Source organism: Haemophilus parainfluenzae (genome assembly GCF_900638025.1).
In the GTDB taxonomy this organism is placed as follows: Bacteria; Pseudomonadota; Gammaproteobacteria; order Enterobacterales; family Pasteurellaceae; genus Haemophilus_D; species Haemophilus_D parainfluenzae_J.
Genome location: NZ_LR134481.1, coordinates 1,136,667 through 1,152,308 on the forward strand (window position 1 = coordinate 1,136,667; position 15,642 = coordinate 1,152,308).

14 protein-coding genes and 2 pseudogenes are annotated in these 15,642 nt (G+C 36.9%); 14 read left to right on the forward strand and 2 right to left on the reverse strand.

The window, feature by feature from the left end; translation table 11 throughout:
• Window positions 1-32 precede the first annotated feature (32 nt).
• The 8 genes and pseudogenes from lpcA (at window position 33) to EL215_RS05880 (ending at window position 6,286) form a co-directional block, all read left to right on the forward strand.
• The gene (gene lpcA, locus EL215_RS05845) at window positions 33-617 is read left to right on the forward strand and encodes a D-sedoheptulose 7-phosphate isomerase (protein WP_014065007.1); all 585 of its coding nucleotides are present in this window, start codon (window positions 33-35) and stop codon (window positions 615-617) included.
• 149 nt (window positions 618-766) lie between these two features.
• A complete protein-coding gene (artP, locus tag EL215_RS05850) occupies window positions 767-1,504 on the forward strand; it encodes an arginine ABC transporter ATP-binding protein ArtP (protein ID WP_126470823.1) in 738 nt (245 codons plus the stop codon).
• An 11-nt stretch (window positions 1,505-1,515) separates the two neighbouring features.
• A complete protein-coding gene (locus EL215_RS05855; RefSeq protein WP_126470825.1) occupies window positions 1,516-2,235 on the forward strand; it encodes a lysine/arginine/ornithine ABC transporter substrate-binding protein in 720 nt (239 codons plus the stop codon).
• A gap of 3 nt (window positions 2,236-2,238) precedes the next feature.
• Window positions 2,239-2,910 (forward strand): arginine ABC transporter permease ArtQ, encoded by a 672-nt coding sequence (gene artQ, locus EL215_RS05860; RefSeq protein ID WP_126470827.1) that lies wholly within the window; start codon window positions 2,239-2,241, stop codon window positions 2,908-2,910.
• The gene (gene artM / locus EL215_RS05865; RefSeq protein ID WP_126470829.1) at window positions 2,910-3,593 is read left to right on the forward strand and encodes an arginine ABC transporter permease ArtM; all 684 of its coding nucleotides are present in this window, start codon (window positions 2,910-2,912) and stop codon (window positions 3,591-3,593) included. The genes artQ and artM overlap by 1 nt, the downstream gene beginning before the upstream one ends.
• A gap of 92 nt (window positions 3,594-3,685) precedes the next feature.
• Window positions 3,686-4,636, forward strand: a complete 951-nt coding sequence (locus tag EL215_RS05870; protein WP_126470831.1) for a helix-turn-helix transcriptional regulator — start codon at window positions 3,686-3,688, stop codon at window positions 4,634-4,636.
• A 58-nt stretch (window positions 4,637-4,694) separates the two neighbouring features.
• Window positions 4,695-5,572 (forward strand): annotated as a pseudogene (locus EL215_RS05875) (5' nucleotidase, NT5C type).
• A 3-nt stretch (window positions 5,573-5,575) separates the two neighbouring features.
• The gene (locus tag EL215_RS05880; RefSeq protein WP_126470833.1) at window positions 5,576-6,286 is read left to right on the forward strand and encodes an SIR2 family NAD-dependent protein deacylase; all 711 of its coding nucleotides are present in this window, start codon (window positions 5,576-5,578) and stop codon (window positions 6,284-6,286) included.
• 60 nt (window positions 6,287-6,346) lie between these two features.
• Here EL215_RS05880 and rhuM read toward each other — a convergent pair whose 3' ends face one another.
• Window positions 6,347-7,339: a virulence RhuM family protein/type II toxin-antitoxin system death-on-curing family toxin gene (gene rhuM, locus EL215_RS05885; RefSeq protein WP_126470835.1), complete on the reverse strand. Its 993-nt coding sequence runs from the start codon at window positions 7,337-7,339 to the stop codon at window positions 6,347-6,349.
• Window positions 7,340-7,564: 225 nt separating this feature from the next.
• Between rhuM and EL215_RS05890 the strand changes: the two genes are divergently transcribed.
• The 5 genes and pseudogenes from EL215_RS05890 to EL215_RS05910 all read left to right on the forward strand — a co-directional run bounded on the left by EL215_RS05890 (window position 7,565) and on the right by EL215_RS05910 (window position 13,569).
• Window positions 7,565-7,765: a DNA translocase FtsK gene (locus EL215_RS05890; protein WP_126470837.1), complete on the forward strand. Its 201-nt coding sequence runs from the start codon at window positions 7,565-7,567 to the stop codon at window positions 7,763-7,765.
• Window positions 7,762-8,607 carry an SIR2 family NAD-dependent protein deacylase gene (locus EL215_RS05895; RefSeq protein ID WP_126470839.1) on the forward strand — a complete coding sequence of 282 codons (846 nt, stop codon included), beginning with the start codon at window positions 7,762-7,764 and terminating at the stop codon, window positions 8,605-8,607. Before EL215_RS05890 ends, EL215_RS05895 begins: the two co-directional genes overlap by 4 nt.
• Window positions 8,607-9,368: pseudogene (locus EL215_RS05900) on the forward strand (PP2C family protein-serine/threonine phosphatase). The gene EL215_RS05895 and the pseudogene EL215_RS05900 overlap by 1 nt, the downstream one beginning before the upstream one ends.
• Window positions 9,369-9,473: 105 nt before the next feature.
• On the forward strand, window positions 9,474-11,432 hold the full coding sequence (locus EL215_RS05905) for a DUF262 domain-containing protein (RefSeq protein ID WP_126470841.1): 1,959 nt from the start codon (window positions 9,474-9,476) through the stop codon (window positions 11,430-11,432).
• 79 nt (window positions 11,433-11,511) lie between these two features.
• A complete protein-coding gene (locus EL215_RS05910; RefSeq protein WP_126470843.1) occupies window positions 11,512-13,569 on the forward strand; it encodes an AAA family ATPase in 2,058 nt (685 codons plus the stop codon).
• A 43-nt stretch (window positions 13,570-13,612) separates the two neighbouring features.
• Here EL215_RS05910 and EL215_RS05915 read toward each other — a convergent pair whose 3' ends face one another.
• Window positions 13,613-13,846, reverse strand: coding sequence for a zinc ribbon domain-containing protein (locus tag EL215_RS05915; RefSeq protein WP_126470845.1), 234 nt, complete (start codon window positions 13,844-13,846; stop codon window positions 13,613-13,615).
• Between the two features lie 201 nt (window positions 13,847-14,047).
• Between EL215_RS05915 and EL215_RS05920 the strand changes: the two genes are divergently transcribed.
• On the forward strand, window positions 14,048-15,622 hold the full coding sequence (locus EL215_RS05920) for a carbon starvation CstA family protein (protein WP_049356583.1): 1,575 nt from the start codon (window positions 14,048-14,050) through the stop codon (window positions 15,620-15,622).
• Window positions 15,623-15,642 lie beyond the last annotated feature (20 nt).

Consider the following 15,642-nt stretch of genomic DNA (forward strand, 5'->3'; position numbering starts at 1 on the left):
GATTTCGAATTTTAATTTTTAAGGAGAATAAAATGTATTTTGATCAAATTAAAGCTGAGCTTGTGGAAGCACAAGATGTACTAAATAAGTTTGTTTCAGATGATAACAACATCAAACTCATTGAAAAAGCAGCTAAATTGTTAGCCGAAAGCTTTAAAAATGGCGGTAAAGTATTATCTTGTGGTAATGGTGGTTCTCACTGTGATGCTATGCATTTTGCTGAAGAACTAACTGGTCGTTATCGTGAAAATCGTCCTGGTTATCCTGCAATTGCGATTTCTGATGTGAGTCATTTAAGCTGTGTAAGTAATGACTTTGGTTATGAGTATGTATTCTCTCGCTTTGTTGAGGCCGTCGGTAAAGAAGGCGATGTTTTATTCGGATTATCAACATCAGGCAATTCTAAAAATATCTTAAATGCGATTGAAGCGGCAAAAGCAAAAGGCATGAAAGTGATTGCGATGACAGGCAAAGATGGCGGTAAAATGGCAGGTCTAGCGGATGTTGAAATTCGAGTACCACACTTTGGTTATGCAGATCGTATTCAAGAAATCCACATCAAAGTGATTCATATTTTAATGATGTTAGTTGAATTTGAAATGGCGAAAGAGGCTTAATACGCGACAAGTGCGGTTAAAAATTCAATGATTTAAAGATCCCAAAAAGCTTTTTGGGATTTTTTATAAAAAATACTTGCATAAATAATCACTAAAAAGTAATATTTATTCATTATTATAAGTCAATCAAGGATAGCAGTAAACTTAAAATGGCGATTAGTGTTAAAAATTTGAATTTCTTTTATGGTTCATCACAGGCATTGTTTGATATCAATCTTGATGCACAAGAAGGCGATACCGTGGTGTTACTCGGACCAAGTGGGGCAGGGAAAAGTACGTTAATCCGTACATTAAATTTATTAGAAGTGCCAACCTCTGGTGAATTGCATATTGCGAATAACCATTTTGATTTATCTCAGGCGAATAATAATCCGAAAGCCATTCGTCAACTTCGTCAAGATGTGGGGATGGTATTCCAACAATATAATCTTTGGCCACATTTAACAGTGATTGAAAACCTAATTGAAGCGCCGAAAAAAGTGTTAGGCATTAGCGAGGAAAAAGCGAAAAAAGATGCATTAGAACTTTTAAAACGTTTACGTTTGGAAGAGCATGCCGATCGTTTCCCGCTTCACTTATCTGGCGGACAGCAACAACGTGTAGCCATTGCTCGGGCATTAATGATGAAACCACAAGTGTTGTTGTTTGATGAACCAACGGCAGCGTTAGATCCTGAGATTACAGCTCAAGTTGTTGATATCATTAAAGAACTTCAACAAACAGGCATTACTCAGGTGATTGTGACCCACGAAGTCAACGTGGCACAAAAAGTGGCGACAAAGGTCGTTTATATGGAACAAGGTAAGATTATTGAAATGGGCTGTGCAGATTGCTTTGATAATCCAAAAACCGAACAGTTTAAACAATATCTTTCACACTCAGAATGAGGAAACACAACATGAAAAAATTACTTTTAAGCGTAATGTTAATGGGCTCAGCTTTTGCTGCAAATGCACAAGAAATCACTTTCGCAATGGAGCCGAGCTATCCGCCATTTGAAACAACGAATGAAAAAGGCGAAATTGTCGGTTTTGATGTGGATGTTGCGAATGCAATTTGTAAGGAAATTCAAGCAATTTGTCACTTTAAAAGCCAAGCTTTTGATGCGTTAATTCCAGGCTTAAAATCTAAACGTTTTGATGCTTCAATTTCTGCTATTGATATTACTGATGCTCGTGCAAAACAAGTGGCTTTCTCCAATGCTTACTATGATAGTTCAGCAAGCTATGTAGTGTTAAAAGGTAAAGCGGATTTAGCTTCAGCAAAAACAGTTGGTGTTCAAAACGGCACAACGTTTCAACAATATACTGCAGCAGAAAACAAACAATATAATGCGAAAGCTTATGCAAGCCTCCAAGATGCGATTTTAGACTTAAAAAATGGCCGTATTGATATTATCTTCGGTGATACAGCGGTGTTAGCAGATATGATTTCAAAAGAAGCTGAAATTCAATTTGTAGGCGACAAAGTGACAGATAAAAAATATTTCGGTAATGGTTTAGGTATCGCAGTGAATAAATCAAGCAAAGAATTGCTTGAAAGTTTGAATAAAGGTTTAGAAGCGTTGAAAACAAACGGCGAATACCAAAAAATCTATGATAAATGGATGACTAAATAATCTATGTTTTATGATTATCTTACATTAATTGGACACGCAGCCCTAATGACCTTAGGGCTTGCTATTTGCTCTCTGATTGTCGGTTTATTACTCAGTATTGTTTTTACAGGACTAGAGGCTAATAAATATGCATTTATTGCGAAACCAACCGTGATTATCATTGCTTTATTGCGTGGTTTACCGGAAATCTTAGTCGTATTACTAATTTATTTCGGGTCAACCCAAGTCGTGGAAATGCTAACGGGGGAGTATATTGAATTTAGCGCATTTGGTTGTGGTGTATTTGCATTGTCTTTGATTTTTGCCTCTTATGCTTCACAAACCTTACGCGGTGCGATTCAAGCCATTCCAAAAGGGCAGTGGGAATCAGGTGCTGCTTTAGGATTAAGCCGTGCTTATACCTTCATCAATTTAATTATGCCACAAGTATGGCGACATGCTTTACCGGGTTTAAGCAACCAATGGCTCGTGTTATTAAAAGATACCGCACTGGTGTCGTTAATTGGGGTAGATGATTTAATGCGTCAAGCAGGGTATATCAATACAAATACCCACGAGCCTTTTACTTGGTATGGCATTGCAGCATTAATTTATTTAGTGATTACGTTGATCAGCCAAGCGGGTATTCGCAAATTAGAATTACGTTTCACGCGATTTGAACGGGGAGTCGAATAATGTTTCAAGAGTATTTAGCAGTGATTGCTCAAGGCATTCCGACTAGCCTGCTGCTTACGGTCGTCGCATTGTTTATTGCCTTTTTTCTCGCATTGGGCTTAACCTTCTTGCTTTCTATTGGCAATAAATTGGTGAAAAGTGCGGTCAATTTGTTCCTTGTTTTATTTACAGGGACTCCGCTTTTAGTGCAGTTTTTCTTAATTTATGCAGGCCCAGGCCAATTCCAATGGTTGGTGGACAGCCCATTATGGGGATTATTTTCCAACGCATGGTTCTGTGCAGCATTAGCGTTGGCTTTGAATAGTGCCGCTTATTCAACCCAATTATTCCACGGAGCGGTAAAAGCAATCTCTAAAGGTCAATGGGAAAGCTGTGCGGCATTAGGATTAAGTCGTCTGCAGACTTTAAAAATCTTAATTCCTTATGCGTTAAAACGTGCGCTCCCGTCTTATACCAATGAAATTATCTTGGTATTTAAAGGTACAGCATTAGCTTCTACCATTACGATCATGGATATCATGGGATATGCTCGCCAACTTTACGGTACTGAATATGATGCGCTAACTATCTACGGTATTGCAGGCGGTATTTATCTCATCATTACCGGTATCGCCACTTTATTACTCCGTCAGTTAGAAAATAAAGTGTTGTCATTCGAACGTATTGATACCGCCAAGGCATAAAGTGCGGTCAAAAATAGAAACAAATCGGGCAGTTTAAAAATTGCCCGATTTTTTATATGATTAAAGAAAATATTTTTATTTATGAGGCAATTATGTCCGAATCATCTTCCCTAAAATTCCATCTCGAACTATTACGTTTAATTCCGAAAAACTATTCCATCAGCTCATTAGAACTGCGAGAGAAATTGCTTGCATTAGGTATTGAGCGGGATTTGCGCAGTATTCAGCGTGCATTGAATACGTTATGTGAGCAGTTTGAAATTGATTGCAATACCAATGATAAGCCCTATAGCTATCGTTGGAAGCCTGATGCAAAAGGCTTAGATATGCCAATTTTAAATGAACAACAGTCGTTGGTGTTAATGTTGGCGAAGCAATATTTAGCTGGTATTTTACCTGCCAATATTATGCAATCGATGGAGGGGTTCTTTAAACAAGCGGATTACAATCTTGCTTATGAAGCGCATAAAAAAGGGGCTTCAGAATGGCTCAATAAAGTGGCTATTGCACCAAATAACCAGCCATTATTGCCTGCAAAAATTGATCCTGAAATTTTTAAGCAAATTAGTACTGCACTTTATCAAAACCGCTTTTTGCAAGTGCATTATCGTAGTATTCATGGCAAAGAACATAAGGCTAAAGTTAAGCCACTTGCTCTTGTTCAGCAAGGCCCTAGCAGTTATGTGGTGGCAGAATATGAGCATGGTGATATCTTACATTTAGCTTTGCATCGATTACTTGAAGTGAATGTCAGCACAATGCAATTTGAACGCCCGAAATTTAATCTAAAAGCTTATGTTGAAAGCCAAAAATTTGGTTTTAGTTCGGGTAGAAAGATTCGTTTAACTTTCCGTATTGATAAAAAAACAGGTGGCTTTTTAACAGAAACACCATTGTCAACCGATCAAACAGTAAAAGATTATGGCTCTGAATATGAAATTTCCGCGACCGTGATTGAGAGCGCCATGCTAGAGTGGTGGATTGCCCATTTTGGTGAAGATTACCAAGAAATTGACCGCACTTATTTAGACGAAAATGCTTAACGACATAAATTGTCGCTTCATCTTTTATCATTAAGCCATCAACAGAGAGGGCATTAAAATGAAGAAAATTGTTTATATTGATATGGATAATGTGATGGTTGATTTCCCGTCTGGTATTGCAAAATTAGATGAGAAAACCAAGCAAGAGTATGAAGGGCGATATGATGAAGTTGAGGGCATTTTTAGCTTAATGGACCCCATGCCAAACGCCATTTCTGCCGTTCATAAATTGATGAAGAAATATCATATTTACGCACTTTCTACCGCGCCTTGGCATAATCCATCGGCGTGGAGTGATAAAGTGAAATGGATTCAGCATTATTTCGGCGAAGAAAAAGGCTCGGCATTATACAAACGGTTAATTTTATCTCACCATAAAAACCTGAACCAAGGCGATTATTTAATTGATGATTGCACTAAAAATGGGGCAGATAAATTCGAAGGCAAACATTTACATTTTGGTACTGAACAATTTGTTAACTGGAACTGTGTACTATCTTACTTAGATTGTGGCCCTTTTACGCCAAGTGATATTTTGCAAGATTGTTTAAAAAAATCAGCCGCACTTGTACAAGTTGAAAATGAGGAACAAAGTCGAATCATTGGTGCTTTTGCAGATCGCTATAAATGGCAAGTGTTTAATTTGGCATGTGTTTATGCGGATGAAACAGCAACCGAACAGAAAACGGTCTATTTAATTATCAGCCCTTATCTCAGTGATGAATTTAAAATACGTATTGAAGCAATGAGTGCCCATATTCAAGCCGAATATGACGTGTTATTACGCTCAAAATCACAGCTAAAACAATATTTCCAAAGCCATTCTTACATATTGAAAGCTATGCTTATCAACCCCTTTATAAAGCGGGGAATATATTTGGCATGATGGCGAGAGATAGACAGATTGATGAAATTTTAGAAGAAAAAGGAGCCTGAAAAATGACGGTGAAAAATAAACCAATTTGCGTGGTATTAACTGGGGCAGGAATTAGTGCTGAAAGTGGCATTCCTACTTTTAGAGCGGAAGATGGATTGTGGGCTGGACATAAAGTAGAAGAAGTTTGTACGCCCGAAGCCTTAAAGAAAAACCGTGCAAAAGTGCTCGATTTCTATAACCAACGTCGTAAAAATGCCGCAGCGGCTAAACCAAACGCTGCGCATATCGCCTTAGTTGAATTAGAAAAAGCTTATGATGTGAGAATCATCACGCAAAATGTGGATAATTTACATGAACGTGCAGGAAGCTCGAATGTTTTACATTTACATGGAGAATTAAATAAAGCACGCAGTAGTTTTGATGAGAGCTATATTATAGATTGCTTTGGTGATCAGAAATTGGAAGATAAAGATCCAAACGGACATTCAATGCGCCCATATATTGTTTTTTTCGGCGAAATGGTACCAATGCTAGAGCGAGCCGTGGATATTGTTGAACAAGCGGATGTGGTGTTGGTCATCGGTACGTCTTTGCAAGTGTATCCTGCTAACGGCTTAGTTAATGAAGCCCCAAGAAAAGCGCCAATTTACTTGATCGATCCAAATCCCAATACAGGCTTTGTTCGTAAGCAAGTTATTGCAATAAAAGAAAAAGCAGGTGAGGGTGTTCCGAAAGTGGTAGCCGAGTTATTGGAGAAAATTAAAAAATCATAGAAAATAGACCGCACTTTTTAAACAAATAGCGACTTCAGTCGCTATTTATCATTACTTATCTTACTTATGTTTAAGCATATGCATAATAAGCCTAATAAGCGTTTCTTTTTGTTTCGGATCAGATTCTGCAACTAATAAAGTGAGTGCTGCAAGCCCCGTATCATTGATAACCGGATGCCCATTATGATCAAACAAACGCCCATTTCTATGTAAGAAATCAACAAATAAAAATGCGCCACTACGTTTATTACCATCAGAAAAAGGATGGTTCTTAACGACAAAATAAAGTAAATGTGCCGCTTTTGCTTCAATGCTTGGATAAGCGGGTTCACCAAATACACTTTGATCTAAATTGCCTAAAATCGCAGATAAGCCATTATCTCGTTCACGTCCAAACAGATCACTTGCTTCACCTTTTGCCATCAGCTGTAATTTTAACTCTGCTAGTGCAGAGCAGGCCTCAGCATAAGTCGGTAATGTACCGCCTTGCTGTGTTTGTGGTTCGCTAAGTAAACCTTCATCATATTGTTGTAGCCATAAAAAGGTATGTGTATAACGGCTGACAATATCCACTAATCCACGACCGCTTTCTAGCGTTAATTCCGATGAATTTGCCGTTTTTTGAATAAGTGCAAGTGCTTGTTCTAATTCATTAGCATTTTGCTGTAAACGTTTTTGATTAATGGTATAGCCTTGAGTCAGATATTCTTTTAAACGTGCAGTTGCCCAAATTCTAAATTTAGTACCTAAAATAGAATTAACTCTATAGCCCACAGATATAATTACATCAAGATTATAGTATTCGATTGTTCGATGAATTTGTCTTTTGCCTTCAATTTGAACTGTTGCATTTTTTGCAACAGTTGCTTCTCTATTTAACTCGCCATCAGTATAGATATTGCGTAAATGACGTGAAATAACGGACTTATCTCGCCCAAATAAATCAGCCATCTGCTGTAAACTTAGCCAAACGGTGTCATTTTCAAATCTTACTTCCACTTGCGTTGTGCCATCTTGAGCTTGGTAAATTTCAATCGGATTTTGGTTATTCATATTCTTTTTCCTAATAAATTACATGTATATATAAACAGATAAATGTGCATATTGCAATACAGATAATCTTATTTGCAAACAATCTTCTAAAAATAACCGCTTGTAATATTCACTAACGACACGAATTGTCGCTTCTCTTCCTATAATTTTTCCATAAAAGAGAGATTTTTTACTTTTTACAAGACGCTTAAGCCCTTTCTATATAAACAACACAGGAGAAAAATTATGGCAATGAAAGTGACTTTTAAACGCAATCCGCTTTTTGAGGATGTAAAAAAATTCGTGCAACAAGAAAAATTTACATCTGGTTCACGGATTCAACGCAAATTTAGTTTAGGCTTTAATCGAGCTGCGAGAATTGTAGAACAACTAGAAGAAGCTGGAATTATTTCACCAATGAAAAATAGACAGAGAAAAGTATTATGAAAAATGATTTAAATTATGCAGTGGAACTTATCCGCAAGGCTGATGGCATTTTAATTACTGCCGGGGCAGGAATGAGTGTAGATTCAGGTTTGCCGGATTTTAGAAGTGTCGGTGGGTTTTGGAATGCCTACCCAATGTTTAAAGGACGAAATATCAATTTCCAAGATATTGCGACGCCATTGGCTTATGAAACCCATAAAGAGTTAGCTTATTGGTTTTACGGGCATCGCTTGTCGCAATATCGTGCAACAAACCCGCATGAGGGCTACCAAATTTTAAAACGTTGGGCAGAAAGCAAACCGCATGGTTATTTTGTTTTTACAAGTAATGTGGATGGGCATTTTCAGAAAGCGGGGTTTGAAGAAGGACGCATTTATGAAGTGCATGGCACACTAGAGCGTTTACAGTGTACGCATAATTGCCGGGATCTGAGCTGGTCTGCAAAAGAATTTCAACCTGTGGTGGATAACGAAAACTTGCGCTTATTGAGTGAGCCGCCTCGTTGCCATTATTGTCAGCGTTTGGCAAGACAAAATGTACTCATGTTTGACGATTATTTTTACAGCAGTAATTATCAAAATTTAAAACGAAATAAGCTCGATTTATGGTTAAAAGAAGTGCAAAATCTCGTTGTCATCGAACTGGGGGCAGGGAAAGCCATTCCAACTGTGCGTCGATTTTCTGAGCGTACGGCGAAAGCAAAAAAGGGGGGATTTATCCGTATTAACCCACAAGATGCAGGCGTACCGAAAATGCACTTTTTAAGTCTCGAAATGAAGGCCTTAGATGCGCTAAAAGCGATTGATCGCCTGCTAAATCCTTCTCAACAAGCGGTTGAATAATGGAAAATTTTTGCGAAATTACCTTCTGCCAACAAATTGGCAGCAACAAGCGACACAACCAAGATGCCCTTTTTAATGGCGAGACGGTGTTTCAATATAAACTCAAAACGGCTGAAAAACGTCTTGAAAACCGACCGCACTTTATTGTGGGCGTGGCAGACGGTATTTCCAATAGCAACCGACCTGAAAAAGCGAGCAAGTTGGCAATGCAATTATTAAGCCAAATGGAAAGCATAAGTCGTCAAACGATCTACGATTTACAATCCAGTTTATCAGCAGAATTAGCGGAGGATTATTTTGGCGCAGCAACCACTTTTGTGGCGGCTGAAATTGATCAAATAACCCGTAAAGCCAAAATTCTCAGCGTAGGAGATAGTCGTGCTTATTTAATTGATGCCCAAGGTAAATGGCAACAAATCACCCAAGATCATTCGATTCTTTCTGAATTACTGGCCGATTTCCCCGATAAAAAAGAAGAAGATTTTGCTACGATTTATGGAGGTGTTTCTTCTTGTTTAGTCGCAGATTATTCCGAATTTCAAGATAAAATGTTTTATCAAGAGATTGAAATTTAACAAGGAGAAAGTTTATTACTTTGTTCTGATGGATTAACAGATGGGCTTTCTGCTGAAGCAAGAGAAAAGATTTGGCAGAAATATCCCGATGATAAAGCTTGCCTTACGGTTTGTCGCAAGGTGATTGAAAAGCAATCGTTTTCGGATGATTTTTCGATTATAGTATGTAGTATTAGAAAAAACTAGCAAATTAGTTTACTATAATTATTTGTTTAATAGTTGTTACGATTTATCATCTTTTTAGAAAGATGTTTAAAATTATTATTTTTTATATCACTATGGAGAATAAAAATGGCAGAAGCAAAATTGTGCTCTCTCAATGAATTATTTCATACAAAATTTTTTAGAATACCTGATTTTCAACGAGGTTATTCTTGGGGTGATGTTCAGCTTGAGGATTTCTGGTCTGATCTAGAAAATTTAAAGGACAGAAAGTCTCATTATACTGGTTTATTAACTATTGAACCCATTTGTAAAAATAATATTGAACCAACTGAAAATTGGAAAGATGATTTATGGCTCTTTGAGAAAGGTTTTAATGCTTATTATTTAATTGATGGCCAGCAACGTTTGACTACGTCGATTATTTTGATTAATGAGATTTTAAATACTGTAGATGGTGATATTTTTTTTAATACTAAAGAGTATTGGACTAAAAAATTCCTTTATGAAAGCTATAAGGGTGATTATAAGTCATACATTTTTGGATATGAGAAAGATAATCCAAGTGATGAATTCTTTAAGACAAGGATTTTACAGCAAGAATCATCAAGTTCAGATAAGGTTCCAGAAAGTACTTTGTATACAATGAATTTAGATAATGCTAAGAAATTTTTTGAGAAGAAGTTATCTAAATTAGATTGTGATGAAATTGAAAATATTTTTAAGAAGTTAATTTCTTCATTTAAATTTAATCTTTATGAGATTGATGATGAGTTAAATGTACATGTCACATTTGAAACAATGAATAATCGTGGTAAAAAATTGTCAACTTTAGAGCTACTAAAAAATAGATTAGTCTATTTAACTACTTTATTTGATGATGAAATGGAGGGAAATAGATTAAGAAGAGATATTAATGAATCATGGAAAACAATTTATGAATATCTTGGTAAGAATAAAGATAAGGTTTTAAATGATGATGAATTTCTTAGAGATCATTGGATTATGTATTTTACTTATAATCGTAAAGAATCTTCATCTTATGCAAAATTCTTATTAAATGATTATTTTATATCATATAATGTATTAAAAGATAAAGTTAGTCTTAATGATATAAAAGGCTACATAAAAAATTTACAGGTTTCAGTAAAAAGTTGGTTCTATTTACATAATCCTGAATGTTCTTCACTTAGTAATCCTATAAAAGAATGGTTATATAAACTAAATAGATTAAAAATGAGATCATTTACTCCATTACTTATTGCTGTAATGAATAAATATACAGAATATAAATGTATAGAGAAAGAATTTCTTTCAATGTTAAAGGTTGTAGAAAGATTTATTTTCCTGATCTTTATGGTCTCTCAAAGACGCTCAGATGTTCAAAACTCAGTAATTTATCGTTATGCAAATGAGTTTCATAATAATAAAAAAACTATACAGGAAATTATTAAAGATATTTCTTATTTAATTGATGGGGATGGAGGCGAAGGGGATGATTATTACTATGATGGCTGGTTAGATATTGGTAAATTTATTAGCTACTTAGATGATAAAAAAAGAAAAGAGGAGGGATTCTATAGTTGGAATGGTTTACGGTACTTCCTTTATGAATATGAACTAGAGCTTCAACAAAAAGCAAGAGGAAAAGAAAAAATTTCGTGGAATGATTTTGAGAAACGAAATAAAGATGAAACAATAGAGCATGTATATCCACAAACTGCAAATGATAAATATTGGAAGGAGCATATTCTAAAATATGTAAAAAAACAGAATGAAAGATCTATCTTACTGCATAGTTTAGGTAACTTAGTACTTCTTAGTCGTTCTAAAAATTCTGAATTACAAAACAAAGACTTTGATTTTAAGAAAAATCATGAGGATAAAGATGGTAATAGGGTTGGCTTCTTTAATGGATCATATAGTGAAATAGAAATTTCAAATTATAATGAGTGGAATGCTAGTGTTATTTTAGAACGTGGCATCAAAATGCTTGAATTTATGGAATCTCGTTGGGGAATAGATTTTAATGAATGGGAAGTTAAACCAATAGACATTTTAGGATTAGGTTTTTTAGATAAAAAGTAGTCTTTGAATTCCTAACGACACCTTTTGTCGCACCCCTCACTAAAATACTTCTTACTAACCCAGTAAGGAGTATTTTTTTATGTCCGAATATAAATTAAACCCACCGACAGTGTCTTCTTATACTGAAAATATGATGCTTAAAGTTTTATTTGAGCATAAAGGTTTTTCCGAAGTGTTTCGGGAGAGTAGTTGGCGAAGTGATGAAATTGCCAGTGCGTTTGGACTGCCTGAAGAATTAGAGAATGATAAAAATCTACGCACGGTTGCTCGTCGGCTTTTAAAAGAGCGGTATAAAACACTTCAAAAATCCACCGCACTTTTACCGGAGTTATGGAAACAGGCGTATGAAAATTTGGCAACGTTGGCAGAATTTTTGCAGCTGAATCCCGTTGAACAGGAACTTCTTCGCTTTGCCATGCATTTACGCAGTGAAGGGCCTATGCGAGATTTGTTTGGCTACTTGCCGAAATCGGATTTGCAAAGAACGGCTGCGATCATGGCGGATTTACTGAAGCAGCCGAAAAATCAGATTCTATCCGCCTTAAAGAAAGGCAGTAAACTCGATGCTTATGGTCTGATTGATCGCGATTATCGCCCCGATAGTGTGCATGATTATTTAGATTGGGGAGAAACCTTAGATTTTGATGAATTTGTGACACAACCATTAAACGAAAACGTCCTATTAAAATCTTGTACGGAAGTCGCTCAAGTGCCAAGTTTGGAACTGGATGATTTTGCCCATATTGCCGGCATGAAAGAGATGATGTTGACCTATTTACAACAGGCAATAAAACATCATCGGAAAGGCGTGAATCTTTTAATTTATGGCGTGCCCGGCACCGGTAAAACCGAATTTGCCGGATTGCTTGCACAGGCATTAGGGATTTCGGCGTATAACATTACTTACATGGATTCTGACGGAGATGTTGTGAAGGCAGAGCAACGCCTGAACTACAGTCGCCTTGCTCAAACGTTATTGAACAGCAAGCAAGCGCTTTTAATTTTTGATGAAATTGAAGATGTGTTTAACGGCTCGTTTATGGAGCGTTCTGTTGCACAAAAAAATAAAGCGTGGACAAATCAGTTGTTGGAGAATAATAACGTGCCGATGATTTGGTTATCCAATTCGGTACACAGCATAGATGCGGCTTTTTTGCGTCGCTTTGATTTTGTGTTTGAAATGCCGGATTTACCGCTGAAAAATAAATCGGCGTTAATTTCACAGCTGTCAGGAGGTAAATTAACGGCAGAATATGTGCAGCATTTTGCCAAAGTGCGGTCGCTTTCGCCGGCGATTTTAACGCGCGTGTTCAATGTAGCAAATGCGGTTGATAACGGCAAAAAAGCTTTTTCTGAGGTCTTGCTTACGCTATTTAATGAAGCCTTACAGGCACAAGGCAAAAAGAAAATTGAGCCGTTGGTGGAAAGTAAACTGAGTTATCAGCTAGAGTGGGTTTCCTGCAATGAAAATATTCACAAAATCAGTGAAGGATTAATGCGAACTAAGAAAGGCAGAATTTGTTGCTATGGACCACCCGGAACAGGAAAAACAGCTTGGGCTGTGTGGCTTGCTGAAGAGTTGGATATGCCGTTGTTACTTTGCAAAGGCTCTGATTTACTCGATCCTTATGTAGGTGGAACGGAACGAAACATTAGTGAGGCATTTGAATCAGCAAAGTGTGATAATTGTTTGTTAGTGTTGGACGAAGTAGATACGTTCCTGTTTTCACGCGATGGTGCAGAACGTAGCTGGGAACGTTCACAAGTGAATGAAATGCTGACACAAATTGAACGCTTTGAGGGGTTGATGGTGGTATCAACAAATTTAATTGAAGTGCTCGATCCTGCAGCCTTACGCCGTTTTGATTTGAAACTGAAGTTTGATTATTTAATGCTGCCACAACGTTTAGATTTTGCTAAACAACAAGCGGAAATTTTAGGGTTGCCGTTGTTATCGGAAGAGGATTTAAGTCAGATTGAATCGCTTAATCTGCTGACGCCTGGAGATTTTGCCGCAGTAGCTCGCCGCCACCAATTTTCGCCTTTTCAAAAGGTGCAAGATTGGCTGAGCGCATTACAAGGTGAATGTGAAGTGAAACCAGCGTTTTCTGCAGCGACAAGGCGGATAGGGTTCTAATTAAAGTGCGGTCAAAATTTTCATTATTTTTTGACCGCACTTTTTATTCTCCTGTCACCCAACTTGCGAGCAAAATAACGATGGTGAAAATAGCGAACCAAATAAGGTGAAGTTTAGTACTTTTTCGATTAATTTCGGCATTATGTTGGCGTCGCTCTTCGAGTTTTTGTTTGTAAATTTCAAGATCTTCTTCTTTAAAAGAAAAACCACAATTTGGACAAAATTGAGCGGATTCGCTGATTTTTTTACGACATTCAGGGCAGCGAGTAAGAGCCATTGATGATCCTTTTTTAATTATTTTAATTTATAAACATATTGTAAGTGAAAAAAATGTAATGATAAACGTGACATGGATCACAAAATTGAAACAATGCAAAAATTAAAATTTTGATTTTGATGATTTTCACTTAGAATGCTATAGACGGACTCTACCATAATAGTTAGAGTCTGGAATTCGTTTATTCCTGAGGAGTATTTTATGTTGTGGTTTTTCTTCTGCGTGGCATTATTGCTTGCAGGTTATTTCTTTTATAGTCGAGTGATTGAGCGCATTTTTGTGATCAATCCAAATCGTCAAACGCCTGCTTATACCATGAATGATGGCGTTGACTATATGCCAATGTCTAAAACTAAAATTTGGTTAATCCAATTATTAAACATTGCGGGGACAGGACCAATCTTTGGCCCGATTCTTGGTGCATTATATGGACCGGTTGCGATGCTTTGGATTGTAGTGGGTTGTATCTTTGCTGGTGCGGTACATGATTATTTCTGTGGAATGTTAAGTGTGCGTAATGGCGGGGCATCTATGCCTAACCTCGCAGGTAAATACTTAGGTCGTCCGGTTAAAGCATTTATTAACATCTTAGCTGTTGTACTTTTATTATTAGTGGGAGTGGTATTTGTAGCAAGTCCAGCTCAATTAATGGGTACGATTACAATGGATGTATTAGGTGCTTCTGCGGGAGGACTTTCTATCAGCAATGCAGAAGAGATTCATCATGCGGTTGAAGCGGGTGGTATTACTGTTTGGGGAATGGATAAAACAACGGTTATCAGTGTTTGGACTGCTATCATCTTCATTTACTATATTCTTGCGACATTACTTCCTGTTGATAAAATTATTGGTCGTATCTACCCGTTCTTTGGTGCATTATTGCTCTTTATGTCTGTTGGTATGGTATATGGTTTAGTCAGTGCAGATCTTAGTTCAGCAGATCCAATTTCTTTCTATCGTTCTGTGGACGGTATGTCTTTTGAGAAATTCTTCCAAAACTTTGAAACCCGTGGAGATTTACCATTATGGCCACTCTTGTTCTTAACAATCTCTTGTGGCGCATTATCTGGTTTCCATGCAACACAAAGCCCATTAATGGCTCGTTGTACTGAAAACGAAAAAGAAGCACGTTTTATTTTCTACGGTGCGATGATCGGCGAAGGTGTAATTGCATTAGTATGGTGTGCGGTTGGTTTGAGTTTTTATGATTCTTTACCAGGCTTATTGGAAGCGATTAAAGCAGGTTCTCCATCTAAGGTCGTTTATGACTCTTCAATTCATTTCTTGGGCTTGATTGGTGGCATTTTTGCAGTGTTAGGTGTGGTTGTTCTTCCAATTACATCAGGGGATACAGCATTCCGTGCAGCGCGTCTTGTTATTGCAGAATTCTTCAATTTAGAACAAAAAACTTTAGCCAAACGTTTAATTATTGCTGTGCCATTATTTACACTTGGCTTTATTGTATCAAAAGTGGATTTCTCTATCTTATGGCGTTACTTCACTTGGGCAAACCAAACCACGGCGATGGTTATGTTATGGACTGCAGCAGCATACTTATATCGCTATAATAAATTCCACTGGGTATGTACAATCCCTGCGACATTTATCAGTGCAGTATGTTTCACTTACCTTGCATACAACAAAATTGGCTTCGGTTTAGACTATCAATTATCTGTTTATATCGGATTAGGTTTAACTGTGCTTTGTTTAGTATTATTCTTCACACAGCTTAAACCATTAGGTGAGCGTGATGAAGAAGCTTATATAAATAACTAGTTAAATTGAGTTTAAGATTG

Bases quoted from the DNA above. Each gene is read 5' to 3' on its own strand.
- lpcA (WP_014065007.1), top strand. From the start codon at position 33: ATGTATTTTGATCAAATTAAAGCTGAGCTTGTGGAAGCACAAGATGTA.
- artP (WP_126470823.1), top strand. From the start codon at position 767: ATGGCGATTAGTGTTAAAAATTTGAATTTCTTTTATGGTTCATCACAG.
- EL215_RS05855 (WP_126470825.1), top strand. From the start codon at position 1,516: ATGAAAAAATTACTTTTAAGCGTAATGTTAATGGGCTCAGCTTTTGCT.
- artQ (WP_126470827.1), top strand. From the start codon at position 2,239: ATGTTTTATGATTATCTTACATTAATTGGACACGCAGCCCTAATGACC.
- artM (WP_126470829.1), top strand. From the start codon at position 2,910: ATGTTTCAAGAGTATTTAGCAGTGATTGCTCAAGGCATTCCGACTAGC.
- EL215_RS05870 (WP_126470831.1), top strand. From the start codon at position 3,686: ATGTCCGAATCATCTTCCCTAAAATTCCATCTCGAACTATTACGTTTA.
- EL215_RS05880 (WP_126470833.1), top strand. From the start codon at position 5,576: ATGACGGTGAAAAATAAACCAATTTGCGTGGTATTAACTGGGGCAGGA.
- rhuM (WP_126470835.1), bottom strand. From the start codon at position 7,339: ATGAATAACCAAAATCCGATTGAAATTTACCAAGCTCAAGATGGCACA.
- EL215_RS05890 (WP_126470837.1), top strand. From the start codon at position 7,565: ATGGCAATGAAAGTGACTTTTAAACGCAATCCGCTTTTTGAGGATGTA.
- EL215_RS05895 (WP_126470839.1), top strand. From the start codon at position 7,762: ATGAAAAATGATTTAAATTATGCAGTGGAACTTATCCGCAAGGCTGAT.
- EL215_RS05905 (WP_126470841.1), top strand. From the start codon at position 9,474: ATGGCAGAAGCAAAATTGTGCTCTCTCAATGAATTATTTCATACAAAA.
- EL215_RS05910 (WP_126470843.1), top strand. From the start codon at position 11,512: ATGTCCGAATATAAATTAAACCCACCGACAGTGTCTTCTTATACTGAA.
- EL215_RS05915 (WP_126470845.1), bottom strand. From the start codon at position 13,846: ATGGCTCTTACTCGCTGCCCTGAATGTCGTAAAAAAATCAGCGAATCC.
- EL215_RS05920 (WP_049356583.1), top strand. From the start codon at position 14,048: ATGTTGTGGTTTTTCTTCTGCGTGGCATTATTGCTTGCAGGTTATTTC.